At 70.0% G+C, this 13,066-nt stretch carries 17 protein-coding genes; 7 read left to right on the top strand and 10 right to left on the bottom strand.

The window, feature by feature from the left end; genetic code table 11:
- Positions 1-94: 94 nt before the first annotated feature.
- From C5B91_RS13250 to C5B91_RS13235, 4 genes are read left to right on the top strand one after another with little or no spacing between them, the layout of a single operon-like run.
- Positions 95-433 carry a hypothetical protein gene (locus C5B91_RS13250; protein WP_008091314.1) on the top strand — a complete coding sequence of 113 codons (339 nt, stop codon included), beginning with the start codon at positions 95-97 and terminating at the stop codon, positions 431-433.
- Entirely contained in the window at positions 430-1,392 is a 963-nt protein-coding gene (locus C5B91_RS13245; RefSeq protein WP_115819830.1) for a hypothetical protein, read from the top strand. The genes C5B91_RS13250 and C5B91_RS13245 overlap by 4 nt, the downstream gene beginning before the upstream one ends.
- A gap of 51 nt (positions 1,393-1,443) precedes the next feature.
- A complete protein-coding gene (locus C5B91_RS13240) occupies positions 1,444-2,331 on the top strand; it encodes a hypothetical protein (protein WP_115819829.1) in 888 nt (295 codons plus the stop codon).
- Positions 2,328-2,990, top strand: coding sequence for a P-loop NTPase (locus C5B91_RS13235; RefSeq protein WP_115819828.1), 663 nt, complete (start codon positions 2,328-2,330; stop codon positions 2,988-2,990). The genes C5B91_RS13240 and C5B91_RS13235 overlap by 4 nt, the downstream gene beginning before the upstream one ends.
- A gap of 104 nt (positions 2,991-3,094) precedes the next feature.
- On the opposite strand, the gene C5B91_RS13230 is transcribed toward C5B91_RS13235, so the two are convergent.
- Positions 3,095-3,961, bottom strand: coding sequence for a transcription initiation factor IIB family protein (locus C5B91_RS13230; protein WP_004973774.1), 867 nt, complete (start codon positions 3,959-3,961; stop codon positions 3,095-3,097).
- Positions 3,962-4,123: 162 nt separating this feature from the next.
- On the opposite strand from C5B91_RS13230, the gene C5B91_RS13225 reads away from it, so the two are divergent.
- The gene (locus tag C5B91_RS13225; RefSeq protein ID WP_008091324.1) at positions 4,124-4,645 is read left to right on the top strand and encodes a hypothetical protein; all 522 of its coding nucleotides are present in this window, start codon (positions 4,124-4,126) and stop codon (positions 4,643-4,645) included.
- Positions 4,646-4,747: 102 nt separating this feature from the next.
- On the opposite strand, the gene C5B91_RS13220 is transcribed toward C5B91_RS13225, so the two are convergent.
- From C5B91_RS13220 to C5B91_RS13180, 9 genes are all read right to left on the bottom strand, one after another.
- Positions 4,748-5,494, bottom strand: a complete 747-nt coding sequence (locus tag C5B91_RS13220) for a ParA family protein (protein WP_115819827.1) — start codon at positions 5,492-5,494, stop codon at positions 4,748-4,750.
- Positions 5,495-5,602: 108 nt separating this feature from the next.
- The gene (locus C5B91_RS13215; RefSeq protein WP_008091328.1) at positions 5,603-6,418 is read right to left on the bottom strand and encodes a hypothetical protein; all 816 of its coding nucleotides are present in this window, start codon (positions 6,416-6,418) and stop codon (positions 5,603-5,605) included.
- A gap of 88 nt (positions 6,419-6,506) precedes the next feature.
- Positions 6,507-6,923, bottom strand: a complete 417-nt coding sequence (locus tag C5B91_RS13210) for an HIT family protein (RefSeq protein ID WP_004973767.1) — start codon at positions 6,921-6,923, stop codon at positions 6,507-6,509.
- Between the two features lie 60 nt (positions 6,924-6,983).
- On the bottom strand, positions 6,984-7,220 hold the full coding sequence (locus C5B91_RS13205) for a hypothetical protein (protein ID WP_115819826.1): 237 nt from the start codon (positions 7,218-7,220) through the stop codon (positions 6,984-6,986).
- A gap of 83 nt (positions 7,221-7,303) precedes the next feature.
- The gene (locus tag C5B91_RS13200) at positions 7,304-7,933 is read right to left on the bottom strand and encodes a uracil-DNA glycosylase family protein (RefSeq protein ID WP_049967970.1); all 630 of its coding nucleotides are present in this window, start codon (positions 7,931-7,933) and stop codon (positions 7,304-7,306) included.
- A complete protein-coding gene (locus tag C5B91_RS13195; RefSeq protein WP_004973761.1) occupies positions 7,934-8,164 on the bottom strand; it encodes a hypothetical protein in 231 nt (76 codons plus the stop codon).
- Between the two features lie 54 nt (positions 8,165-8,218).
- Positions 8,219-9,070 (bottom strand): ribose-phosphate diphosphokinase, encoded by an 852-nt coding sequence (locus C5B91_RS13190; protein ID WP_049967971.1) that lies wholly within the window; start codon positions 9,068-9,070, stop codon positions 8,219-8,221.
- Between the two features lie 60 nt (positions 9,071-9,130).
- Positions 9,131-9,958 carry a hypothetical protein gene (locus tag C5B91_RS13185; protein ID WP_049967972.1) on the bottom strand — a complete coding sequence of 276 codons (828 nt, stop codon included), beginning with the start codon at positions 9,956-9,958 and terminating at the stop codon, positions 9,131-9,133.
- Positions 9,959-10,054: 96 nt separating this feature from the next.
- Positions 10,055-10,399 carry an SWIM zinc finger family protein gene (locus tag C5B91_RS13180; protein WP_049905024.1) on the bottom strand — a complete coding sequence of 115 codons (345 nt, stop codon included), beginning with the start codon at positions 10,397-10,399 and terminating at the stop codon, positions 10,055-10,057.
- 120 nt (positions 10,400-10,519) lie between these two features.
- Between C5B91_RS13180 and C5B91_RS13175 the strand changes: the two genes are divergently transcribed.
- Positions 10,520-11,650 carry a tRNA (guanine(26)-N(2))-dimethyltransferase gene (locus C5B91_RS13175; RefSeq protein WP_049967973.1) on the top strand — a complete coding sequence of 377 codons (1,131 nt, stop codon included), beginning with the start codon at positions 10,520-10,522 and terminating at the stop codon, positions 11,648-11,650.
- A gap of 78 nt (positions 11,651-11,728) precedes the next feature.
- Complete coding sequence (locus tag C5B91_RS13170) at positions 11,729-13,066, top strand: YihY/virulence factor BrkB family protein (RefSeq protein WP_008091339.1); 1,338 nt, start codon at positions 11,729-11,731, stop codon at positions 13,064-13,066.

Raw genomic sequence — 13,066 nt, 5'->3', positions numbered from 1 at the left:
TGAGACGCCGCCGTCTCCCCTGTCTGTGACAGTCGACTGACGCGAGAGCGCCGCTGTCGAACGATTTTTCTCCCGACTCCGTGACCGAGCGTGCGTGCTGTTGGTCGTGACTTACTCGCAGGCGGCGCGGACGACGCTTCGGAACATCTGTCGGACCCACGACGAGGTCGTGGTCCGTCGACTGGGTCGCGCCGCGCTCTTCGACGAGACGGAGTTGGCCGCCTTCCTCGCGCTTCGGCTTCGGGAGAAACACGACGAGGCCGTGCAAATCGAGCGAACCGAGCCGTTCAACGAGTTCGCGGCGGTCCCGGACGCGGTCCGCGAGGCCGCGGCCGCCTACGAGGACCGCGAGTCCCCGGCGACGCCGTACAGCAAGTTCGCCTCGGGCACCGACTACCCGTCGGCCGCGGAGATGCAGCGCCGCGAGCTATGAGGCTTCGGCTTCCCGACGGGACCGTCCGCGAAGGACCGGCTATCGACCTCGCCGACGGACCGTTCGACGTCGGTGCCGACGAGGTCGTCGCCGCGATACGGGGGGACGACGGGGACGACGGGGACGACGCGACCGGCGCGCTCCGAATCGACTGTCCGCCGCCGGGTCCCGGGTACGACCGCCTCGGTCGGATTCCCGTCTCGAAGCCGACACCGTCCCGCGGCTGGCTCCTCGCGGCGGTCGGTCGGTCCCGCGGGCTTCGCTCTCCCGTCGCCGACGACCTCGGCCGACTCGAAGCGAAACTCGCCGAGCGCCGCGACGATGGGGTCGAAGGGGAGGGGGTCGAAGGGGAGGCGGACGAACGCGAATCCATCGACACGTCCGCGGCCGCGCTCCGCGAGGCCCGCCGCCGCGTCGCCGCCGCCGGCGAGGACGAGTCCCGACTCAGAGAGCGCGTCGCAACCCTTCGCGGTCGGGTGAACGCTCACCGAGACGCCGGCGACGACGAGGCGACTGAGACAGCGCAATCGGAACTCGTGGAGGTCGCGACCGAACTCTCCGAGGTCGAAACCGAACGCGTCGCGGCCGAACAGCGGCTTTCGGCGCTCGAACGGGCGGCCCGAACCGAGCGAGACAGCCGCGAGGCGCGACTCAAACTCGAAGACGCGGTCGAGAACCGCCGTCGGGAGGCGCGGGCGTACTTCGCGGCCGAACTCGGCGATGCGTTCGAGGCGGCGCTCCGGAGCCTCGTGGCGACTCCGCCGCTGATGGCGACTGCGGAGTCGCCCGCCTCGGTGGCAGACCTCGAATCGGACCCCGTCGCACGCGCGCTCGCCGCCGTCCGCCTCGCCGACCTGTCCGCCCCGGTCGTCATCTCGTGCGGCCGGTTTTCGGACGCCGAGGCCGCGGCGAACTGGCTCGACGCGCCGGTCATCAGATGCCGGCCGAACGACGGGTGAGCGAGCCACACCGGGCGTTGATTTATATACGAAGCGGCGGCCAGCCCCGCCATGCACTCCGATATCGACGTGACCGTAGACGACGGCGTCGCCCTCGTCTCGGTCCGAGTCCACAACGACGCGCCGGTCGACCGGCGCGTCAGGCTTCGCAACCGACTCGACGGGTCGGTGCTCCCGCCGCGTCGCGCCGGCGTCCCCGAAGCCGGATGGGACGACGACGGGTTCGAAGGCGTCGTCCCCGCGAGTTCGACGGTCGCGCTCGGCTACGCCGTCTCCCCGTCGTCGACGGCCGACCGCGACGCCGCCACCGACTTCGACGCTCGACCCGGGTGCGCGGTCGATATCGACGTACTCGGCCGCGCCGAGGGGTCGGAGCAGGCCACCGGTTCGACCCCCGAAGACGCGGTTCGAACGCTCGGTTCGGCGCGACCGCCGGCCGATGCAGTTCCCGTCTCTTCTGACCTGCCGCCGACGACGCGGGAGTCGGAGACGCCCGAACCGACACCCAGCACGACGAGCGACGCGTCAGATGGCGAGCGCCGCGAGCCCCTTCCGAGTCCCGCATCACAGACCCACTCCGAACGTCCCGAACCGTCCGAACAGCCCACGGACGCCGACGTGTCGGCGGCGGTCGGGACTTCCGAGGAACGCGGCCGCGAGACTGAGCAGTCGCTCGGGTCGGAGCCACTGGAGCCGCCGGAGCCACTGGAGTCGCTCGCGGCGTTCGAGCGTCGCATCGACCTCGCCGAGCGACTGGACGGCGCGTCGGTCGCGGCCGCCGCGGCGGCGCTCTCAGAGGCCGACGCCGGCGTCGAGGCGCTCGAATCGCTCGATTCTGACCGGGAGCGCCTTCGCCGGCTAGCGGCGCGCGCGACGGCGCTCGCGGACCGCGCCGCCGACGCCGACCCCGACGTGGACGCGCTCCGGAGGCTCGCGTGATTCTCGCGGTCGTCTCCGGGAAGGGCGGCGTCGGGAAGTCGACGCTGTCGTTCGAACTCGCGGCGGAACTGGGCGCGGTCGTCGTCGACGCCGACCTCGGGATGGCGAACCTCCCGTACGCGCCCGGTCCAGACCTCCACGACGTGCTCGCGGGGCGCGCGGACCCGCTCGAAGCCGTCCGCTCGAGCGGCCCGGTCTCGATTCTGCCGTGCGGTCGGACGCTCGCCGGTGCGCGGGCGGCCGACGTGCGCCTCCTCGCCGACGCGCTTCACGCGGTCGAAGCGGCCTACGGCGACGTGGTCGTGGACTGCCCCGCGGGGATGCGCGCCGACGCCGGCGTTCCTCTCACCATTGCCGACGCCTGCCTCGTGGTCGCGTCGCCCAAGGGGTACGCGCTGGCCGACGCGGTGCGGACCCGCGAGCTCGCGCGCGAACTCGACTGCGGGCTCGCCGCCGTCGCGGTCAACCGCGTCGTCGACAAGGTGCCGCTCGACGCCTTCGCTGACGTGCTCGGCGCGCCGGCGACGGCGGTCCCCGCGGACTCTCGACTGGCCGAGGCGGTCGAGCGGTTCGAACCGGTCGTCGCGTCGTCGCCGAAGAGCCTTCCCAGTAGTCGCGTTCGAGAACTCGCGGACGCGGTTCGCGTAAGCGGTCGGTAGAAACGTCGTCTCGTCTTCGGTCCGTTCGTGCGGACGCAGTTCGATTCTCGCGTCTTCCTCGCCGTCGTCTCAGTTAGCGAGTCTCGTCGCCTGTCGGCGTCGGCTCACTCGCGGAGCGCCACGTACGTCTTGCGGAGCGTTACGGGCGTCACGTCGGCCACGTCGGCGGCCTCGGCCTGCGTGCAGTCTTCGCCGCGGTCGCGAGCCGCGGTGTAGAGACACGCCGCGGCGACGCCGCAGGGGTTCTTGCCGCCAACGACGCCCTCCTCGCGGGCTTCGGCGACGTACTCGCGCGCCCGGCGCTCGGTGTCGCTGTCGAGGTCGAGCTTGGTCGCGAACCGCGGCAGGTACTCGGTCGGGTCGGCGGGCGCGACGGGGAGGCCGAGGTCGCGGTTGAGCGCGCCGTAGGCCGCTTGGTGTTCCGCCTCAGTGGCCTTCGACACGTCGCAGACCTCCTCGACGCTCCGGGAGACGCCGGCGACGCGGCAGGCGGCGTAGACGCAGGCCGCGGCGAACCCTTCGAGCGAGCGCCCGCGTAAGAGGTCCTCGTTCTGGGCGGACTCGAACAGCGAACACGCCTGGTCGCGGATGTGGTTCGGGAGCGACAGCGCGCTCGTCACGCGGCGAATCTCGGTGAAGGCGTACACCTGATTGCGCTCGCGCTTGGTCGAGATGCGAGCGCGGTTGTGCTGGCGGCGCATGCGGGCGAACTGCCGGCGCTTGCGACCCTTGATACGCGTCGAGCGACCGATTTCGGTCGACAGGCCGCGGTCGTGGCGCGAGCGGGTGAGCGGCGCGCCGGTGCGGGCGGGGTTCCGGTCGTCGTCGGCGAACGAGCGCCACTCGGGGCCGTGGTCGATGCGGTACTCCGAGACGACGAGACCGCAGTCGGTACAGACCGTCTCGCCGGCTTCGAAACCGAGGTGTCCGTCGCATTCGGGGCAACCCTGGGGGGAACGTGCTTCGCTCATCACAATTGAAAATTGGTCGCGAACGGGTATTTAAACACGGGTTGAATCGGGGGTATAACCCCGATTGCTGCCGCTAGAGCCTACCGATAACCGGTGGGTTACAGACTCAATTTTGATACTGATTAGGAACGCTTTTACTCGGTAGGTGCGGACCACCGAGCGATGGGACTGTCGGATATCGCCGCCGCGTTAGAGACGACGACGACTGAACAGCGCTCGCGCTGCGTTCCGACTGTCGACGACACCGGTGTTTCCCTCCGCGAGCGCTTCGAGGCGCACGCAGACGCGCTCCCCTGTGCGCCTGCGGCCGCGGAGCGGGTTGTCGAAGCACACGGGTCGGGCACGTCAGTCGGCGAGAGCGCGAGCGACGCAGGCGTCGCTCCGGTCACGGCGGCGAAAGTCTTGCACCGTTGCGGCGAAGCGGGCGTGATTCCCCTCGCACCCGAGGCGCGACGCATCGTCCGCGATTGGATCGACGGACGAATCTCGCGCGCCGACGCGCTCGCGCTCACCGGCGCGGAGCCGTCGGAGTTCGCACTCGCGACGTACGTCGAGACGCACGACCCCATCGACCCCCTCGTCGAAGCCGTCGAGGGCGCGCTGACCGACCGCACCGACGCGGCCGTCGCGAAGCGCGACTCGCTGGCCGAGACCATGAGTTCGGTCACCGACATGCAGTTCTGACGCGGGACACGCCTCCCCACCTCCCGTTTTCACGCTCGCGAGCGGCGGCGCTCACCAGCCGTCCGTCTGTGCTCTCGAAACTCGCTCGGCGCGTCGCGCGATTCAGCGACGGACGTACTCGCCGACCGAGGTGAGCACGCCGCCGGCGGCCGTCACCGAATCGAGTTCCACATCGAGGAGGACCTCCGCGACTGCGGCGACGCCCGCCGCGAGGTCGGTGTCGTCGCGGCACGCCGGCGCGTCGGCGATGTCGTTCGCCTCGGTCTCGGGAACAATCACGTCCGCGTCGCCGAGCGCGCCGAGCGTGGAGACGACCGCGTCGATATCAGCGCCGATGTCGGCGGCCCGGGCGCTGAGACGACCGACGGCGTCGGCACCGCGGTCCGTGGCGGGCGCGACGAGCGCGACGCTGTCGCAGGCCGCGGCGGCGGCGACGGTCTGATTCGACGCGAGGAGCGGTGCGTCGACGAGCACGTGGTCGAAGCTGTCTGCGGCCTCGGCGATGCGACCCTCGAACGCCCGTGCGGCATCGGGGGTCATCGCCCGCGCGAGTCGCTCGAACGGGGCCGCGGCGGGGCAGACGGCGACGCGTCCCTCGGTGTCGGTCTCGAAGTCTACCAGCCCCGACTCCAGCGGCACGTCCGCCGCGTCGGTGACGAGCGACGTCGCGTCGGGGTCGAGCGCTCCCGAGACGTAGTCCGAGAGCCCCTGCGTGGCGAACGCCGCGTCGAGGACCGCAACGTCGCGGCCGTCGGTCGCGAGCGCCGCGGCGAGTTCGAGCGTCAGTCGGGTCGTCCCTGCGCCGCCGGCGACGCCGACGAGCGCGGTGGTTCTGGGGGGAATCGGCATACCGCGACTGGTCGGGTTCTCGAATTAATAGCTTCGGTCGGCCGGAATTGGTGTCGCCGGAGGACACTATTCAGCTCGCAAAGATGATTTTGACGGCCGGCGGTGGGGCTAGACCGACCACTCGTCGTCGGCCGCGTCAGGGTCAGAACCCGGCACGGCGTCCGTACAGGCCCGGTAGAAACAGACCTTGTAGGTTCGCCCGACGAGCGTCGTGACCGTCGAGGCGACGGCTAGGACGGCGATGTCGACCGCCGGCATCGGCGCTTGGAACGCCGTCACCGCGCCGGCGACGGTGGTCGCCCCGTCGAGGCTGACGAGCCAGAGGACCGGCAGGTCGACGACCGAGGTTGCGACGGTCGCCACGACCGCGTAGCCGACGACGTGCCGGAGGTTGCCGAAGACGAAGTCGACGCTGCGGCTGAGCGACCCGCCCGCGGTCTTCCCGTCGAAGACGACGGCGGTGTCGAAGAACGTGAAGAGGTAGACGACGGCCGCGAGGGCCGCGAAAGCTGCTCCGGCGGCGGCGAGTTCGACGAGCGTGAGGCTCGCAGAGCCGTTCAGAACCGCGTCGATTCGATCGAAGCCGATGTAGCCGACGACGCCGCCGCCCACGACCAGCGCGACGATCATGATGACGAGGCCGGAGAGGATGCTCGCACCGAGCAGGCTGACGTAGTAGCGCTGTGCCGCGGTAGACGCACGCAGGTCGGTGTCGGAACCGGGTCGCGCGCCGTCGATGACGGTGTAGAACGCGCCGATGAGCGCCGGTGAGCCGAACAGTACCAGGATCGCCCCGACCACACTGACGAGACCGGTGGCGTTGTTCAACGCGCCCATAAGCCCGAACGTGAGGGCGAACGCGACGAGCACGGGCGTCTTGGTGACGACTTGGAGGGTCGTTCGAAACGATTGGAGGACTGTCACGTCTGCCGGTACTCACGGCGGCCCTATGTGTTTTTACATCGACACGATTTGTTGGTGAGCGCGGCGCCGGCAGGAGAGGTCGGTTCCGTCAGCCCGAGATGGCCGCCTCGATGTCGGCCAGTTCCTCGTCGGAGAGGTCGGGCCGCTCGCCCGCGACGGCGTGGATGGGACTGCCGCCGTCGCCCTCGAACCGCGGGACGATGTGGACGTGGACGTGGTCGACTTCCTGGCCGGCGGCGGGGCCGTTGTTGATGCCGACGTTCGTCGCGTCGGCGTCGACCGCCGCCTCGACGCGCGGGACGAGGTCGTTCACGGCGGCGAAGAGGTCGGCGGCCGCGTCGGCCGGCACCTCGTCGAGTCGGGCGTGGTGCTCCTTCGGGACGACGAGCGTGTGGCCGGGCGCGAGCGGGTTGGCGTCGAGGAACGCCAGCGAGTGTTCGGTCTCGTGGACGATTCGGCCGGGGATGTCGCCGTCGACGATGGCGCAGAAGATGCAGTCGGACATACGTGGCACGTCGATTGGCGGGAAAAAGAAAGTTCGCACCGGTTCGGGGTCGGGGACGCGTCAGTTCCGCTCGGTGGACCGTTCGCGGTCGGCGGCGTCGTATTCGCGGCCGACTCCGGCGTTCCCGTTGTCGGTGGCCGCGCCGACACCGTCACCGCCGTTACCTCCGTCACCGCCGAACCGCGCCCGAATCCGCGCCAGTCGCTTCTTCACGCCGGCGACGAACAGTTCCATCGCCTTCAGGACGGGGCGGAAGACGACTTCGAGAATTAGGTCAGCGATGAGGTCGCCGAGCATCGGTGTGGTCGAACCATGTCATTCCACGGTCATGAATATGCGGGGTGTCGGTCGGTGCGGTCGGCGTCGTCGACGCGGCGGCCTCAGGGGAGACGCGATTCCAAGTCGGCTAGGTACTCGTCTAACTCGTAGCCGAGTCGGGAGAGCCACACGTCGCGGTACGAGGGGTGCAAAAGCGGGAGTACGGTGTAGCCGAACCGCTCGCTCTCGACGGGTTCGAGGACGGTATCGAGAAAGCCGTCCAGCGAGGTGTCGTCGAGCGAGAGGACGCTTTCGGTCGCGTGGCGGCCGGTCGGAACCACCACGTCGGGGTCGACGGCTTCGAGTTCGGCGACGAGGTGGTCGCGGCAGTTTTCCTTTTCCGCGGCCGTGGGCGCGCGGTTCGACCCCTCGCCGTCCGAGGGGAAGCACTTGACCGCGTTCGTGTAGAAGACGCCCGACTCGTAGCCGACGGCGGCCATCGTCTCGCGGATGCGGCGGCCCGAGTGCCGGGCCGTGTAGGACATCCCGGTCCAGTTGCCGCCCCGCCAGCGGTCGGCGTCGGGATTGCCCGCACCCGGCGCTTCGCCCACGACCATCACGGTCGCGTCGTCGGGACCGACGCCCCACGAGATGCGGTTGCGGCACTCGACGAGCGCCGGACAGCGGTCGCAGTCGGGCTCGAGGACGAGCGTCTCGTCGTCGTCGGGGAACCGCGGGTCGGCGTCGGCCATCTACTCCGTCAGGGGGAGCACGATGCCGAAGATAATCGGCGAGAACAGGACCAGTGCGATGCCGAGCCACTCGGCGTCGAAAAACAGCGTGCGCTCCCAGCCCGGAAGTGCGCCGCCGTTCATCGCGAGCGCGACTTTCGCGCCGACAGCGCCGAACAGGAACAGCGCGAGCCCCAGTCCGAGGCCGGTCTTGGTCATCCGCGGGTAGTCGATGTCTCCGTAGCGTCCCATAGTATTCCGAGATACGGGGACTGGGAAAACCGTTTCGAGAGACTGTGTGATATGTTACCGTTCGAGTTCGTCGGCGAGAACGGGGGCCACAGATACCTCGCTCACGTCGCGCTCGATGGTGTCGGTGCCGACGACGCGTTCGATACCGGCGCGCGCGAGTTTCGTGCGGGCGTTGCGGGCGAGAAGCGGGTGGACGGTCGCACAGAAGACGCGCTTCGCGCCACCGTCTGCGAGGACGGCGACGGCCTCGCTCATGGTCGACCCGGTGGCGATGATGTCGTCGGTGATGACCACGTCGCGGCCCTCGAAGTCGGCGTCGCTCGGCGTGATTTCGACGTCGGTCCCGGAGTGGCGCACCTTCTCGAAGTAGTCGGTCTCGCCCTCGCCGTAGGCGTCGCGGACGGTCTCGGCGATGCCGATGGCCCCCGAGTCGGGCGACAGAAACAGCGGGTCGTCGAGCGCGGGGAGTGGTTCGGCGAGTCGCCCGGCGGCGTCGACGATGTCGACGGGCACGTCGAAGAACTCCGAGACGGCGTCCTCGTGGGGGTTGACGAGCACGACGCGGTCGGCCGTCGTGCTGACGGCGCGGGCGACCGCGCGGGCCGAAACCGGGTGGCCGGCCTCGAACGCCTTGTCCTGTCGGGCGTAGCCCATGTACGGGATGACCGTCGTGACCTCGGACGCGCCGGCCTCGCGGACCGCGTCCTGCAGTTGGAGGAGTTCGACGTAGGCGTCGTTGCTGGCGGTGCTGGCGACGATGGTGGCGGCGTCGGCGTCGAAGTCGGGAACGGCGGCCAGCGTCTCGCCGTCGGGGAAGCGGTCGTACTCGACGGCCGCGAGCGACTCGCCGAGTTCGGCGGCGAGCGCGGCCGCGAGTGCCTGGGAGGATGCGCCGGGTACGAGCATACCCGTTCGTCTCTCGTGGGGGGTAAAACCGCTTTTCGTTGCGTACAGCCGCGTCGCGTGTCAGCGAACCGCGACGCCGACGGTGTCCAATCCGAGCACTTGCGTCCGCCAGTCGCCCCCGGTCAGCCGAACGCAGAAGCCCCCCGCGTCGGTGACGGCGTAGGCGGCGCGGGCGTCGTGGGCGAGCGCGACGACCGTCTCGTCCAGCGGAATCGGGGCGGCGTTCCACTCGTCCGACTCGTCGTCGCGCGCGACGACGCCGTCCGGTCCGACCGCGTGGGCGCGGCCGTCCGGCATCGACGCGACCGCCGAAAACGCCCCGTCGAGTGCGTCCATCCAGCCGTTGCCGAGCGCGTACAGCCCCGAGTCGGTCGCGGCGAGCGGGGTTCCCGAGTCGCCGCCGAGACGGCCCGCGGGGTCGGACACGTCGTTCACACCGTCCAAGCCGACGTGCGAGAGACCGTCGTCGCCGATGCGGTAGACGCCGTCTTCGGCCGCGACGAGGCTCCCGTCGAGGGCGCGGACCGATTCGACTTCGCCGAGGTCGGTCCACCCGGACTCGTCGAAGCGGGCGACACGACCCGAGTCGGCGGCGGCGACGACGCGATTCCGGTGGAAGCCGACGGCCGTCGCGGGCCCGAAGCCGAGTTCGTGGTAGTCGTCGCCCCGGACGAGCAGTACGTCCTCGTCGGTGGCGACGGCGACTTCCCCGGGCGACCCGGCGGCGTCCCGCGCGGCGCACCGGCGGTCGACGCGGAAGCCGCCGACGAGGTCGTCGGACACGTCGACGGTCACGACCCCGACGCCCGCGGCGACGTACACCGTCTGCTTGTCGGACTTGTCCGCGTACACCCGCTTTTCGTCGATAGAGAGGTCGAAATCAGCCATCCGTTGGCCCGAGGTTCGCGGCGGGGTTCGGAAAGGATTGTGGTCGTTCCCGCGGCGCGGCGACGGGTCGGACGGGCGCGCGGCCGAGAAGTGTGATTACAGAAATTCCCGCACGTCGGAGTACCACATGTCGTGGTGGTCGAGTTCGCCGAGCGCCTCGGCCACGTCGACCGCGAGGACGTGCCAGCAGCGCTCGCCCTCGTCGGGGTCGAGGTTGTACTGAGAGTCCTTGCAGGTACAGCCGCGGTCTTCGACCACGTACTCGTCGTCGTAGCCGACGACCACGTCGAAGTCGCGGTAGCGCTTCACCCGTCGCTCGGAGACGGCCTCGATGGCCGTGACGCCCCGGTCGCCGTGGGCGTCGACGATGGCCTGCACGATCTGCGGCGAGAGCCGCCCGGCCGCTTCGAGGGCCGCTCGCCAGTCGTCGGCCGAATCCACGCCCCCGATTTCGTCGGTGGCGGTGAAAACGCATTCGATGCCGCGGGGGAGGACGCCCGCCACAGCCGCGGCGCACAATCGCATCGCAACCGGTTTCCGCCCGCGCGGGCGACTGCGGGTATGCACGTGAGCGAGGGAGGCGTCGAAATCGAGGTTCCCGACGCCCGCGACGGGGCGTCAGCGGGAACCGGCGACGATGTCTTCTACAACCCCACACAGGAGTTGAACCGGGACATCACCGCGGCCGTCCTCCGCGCCTTCCGCGAGCGCGAACCCCGCGCCGAGAGCTACCTCGACGCGATGGCCGCCTCGGGAATCCGGGGCGTCCGCGCCGCCGCCGAGGGTTACGACGTGACCTGCGCCGACCTCGACACCGACGCCGTCGAACTCGCCCAGTCGAACCTCGACCGCGCCGGCAACGGCGGCGAGGCGGTCCACCGAAACGCCAACGCCCTCATGTACGACTCCGTTTTCGACGTGGTCGACCTCGACCCCTTCGGCACGCCGATGCCCTTCGCCGACCCCGCCTTCGCCAACACTCGCGACCTCGTCTGCGTCACCGCTACGGACACCGCCCCGCTGTGCGGCGCACACCAGAAAAGCGGCATCCGGAAGTACGGCTGTCTCCCGCAGAACACCGACTACCACCCCGAGATGGGCCTTCGGACGCTCCTCGGCGCGATGGTCCGCACCGCCGCCCGCTACGACAAGGCCGCCGTCCCGGTTCTCTCGCACGCGACGCGCCACTACGCGCGGGCGTACCTCGAACTCGACGAGCGGGCGACGAAGGCCGACGAACTCCTCGAATCGACCGGCTTCGTCTACCACTGCGAGGACTGCCTCCACCGCGAGGCCGAGCACTCGCTCATCGCCCACCCGCCCGAAGCGTGCGCCAACTGCGGTTCCACCCGCATTCTCGAAGCCGGCCCCATCTGGCTCGGCCCCGTCTCCGAACCGGCGTTCGCCGAGGCCGTCCGCGACGAGGTGACGGAGGATCTCGGCACCGCGAAACGCGCCCGCAAACTCCTCGACACGCTGGCGGTCGAACTCGACACGCCGACTCACTTCGACCAGCACCGCCTCTGTAAGCTCTGGGGGCGCTCGGCCTCGAAGATGGAGACCTTCCTCGAAACGCTCCGCGACGCCGGCTACGACGCCACTCCCGCGCACTACCACGGCACCGCGTTCAAGACCGACGCGACGGTCGCGGAGATACGCGAGGCGACCGCCGCGCTCGACCCCGAAGCCTGACCGACGGGGGCTCGTAACCGGCTCACGCCGCCGCGTCGGCGGGTAGCTTCTTTGTCTCCCGTGTCGTTTTGGTGATACGTGAGCGCCAAGATTCGAACCGTCGTTCCCGTCGCGCGGGCCGTCGTCGACACGATTCGGGAGAAGGAAATCTCGTTTCTCGCGGCCAGCATCTCGTACTACGCGCTCGTCTCGCTGATTCCGCTTCTCGTGCTCGGCGTCGTCGTCGCCACCGCGGTCGGCGGCGCGGAGTTGCAGGCGCAGCTCCAGACGCTCGTCGAACGGTACCTCGTCCCGACCGGGCAGGACCTCGTCGAGGAGGCCCTCACGGACCGAGCCGGACAGGGTAGCGTCGGAGCGGTGAGCCTCGCGCTGACGGTCTGGGGCGCGCTGAAGCTCTTTCGCGGCCTCGACATCGCGTTTTCGCGCATCTACGGCTCCGAGGCCGGCGGTCTCCTCGACCAACTTCGAGACGGCACCATCGCCCTCGCCAGCATCGGCGTCGGCACCATCGGCGTCGCGGTGCTGACCGCGCTACTCGGCCTCCTCGACGTGCCGTTCCTCCAACTGCTCTCGCCGCTCCTGTTGCTACTCACGCTCTGTGCGGCGTTCTTCCCGCTGTACTACGTCTTCCCCGACGCCGACCTCTCGCCGCGGCAGGTCGTTCCGGGAACCGTCTTCGCGGCCGTCGGCTGGACCGTTCTCGGAATCGGGTTCGGGGTGTACGCGTCGGTGGCCGGCGCGTCGGTCGCGGGCGCGCTCGGGACGCTCCTGTTGCTCGTGACGTGGTTCTACTTCTCGGGGCTCATCCTGCTTTCGGGCGCGGTCGTCAACGCGGTCCTCGCGGGGGTCGGCGGCGACGCGCTGCCCGCGGAACCGCGTGACCCGCCGGGGGGACCGCCCGGAGTGGACCGGCAGGTACAACATACGGGAGGCCGACATGACGCTCGTACGGATATGAGCGACGACCGAGGTGACACCGATGGGCCGCGGACGGAGGACGCCGGCGACGCGGAGACCGGCGCGTCCGTCTCCCCGCGCGGCGCTCCCGACATCGAGGAGCTGGAATCGCAGGTCGAGGAACTCCGCGCCGACCTCGACGCGTTCGAGGACGACGTGACGGACCGGACGGTCGAAAAGCCCAAGCTCGAAGCCGAGTTGAAGCGCTACGTCCGCCGTCGGATGCGCCGCGGCAAGGCTCGCGGTTGGGGACCCTACCTCGTGCTCGGCTACGGCGTCGTCCTCACGCTCGGCGCGTTCTACTACCTCCAGTCGGACCTCATCGCGGTCGTCGCCATGCTCATCATCTTCCTGTCGACGCTCGGGCTCTACGTCCTGTTCGTCATCTTCGGCATCGGCCTGAACGCGCTCGGCCTCCCCGGCCGCGCCGTCGACGCGGTCCGCGAACGCCGCGGCTGA

The sequence above is a fragment of the Haloferax sp. Atlit-10N genome, from assembly GCF_003586325.1.
In the GTDB taxonomy this organism is placed as follows: domain Archaea; phylum Halobacteriota; class Halobacteria; order Halobacteriales; family Haloferacaceae; genus Haloferax; species Haloferax prahovense.
The sequence above is the reverse complement of the archived record's forward strand: the minus strand, read 5'-3'. Positions and strand labels throughout refer to the sequence as shown.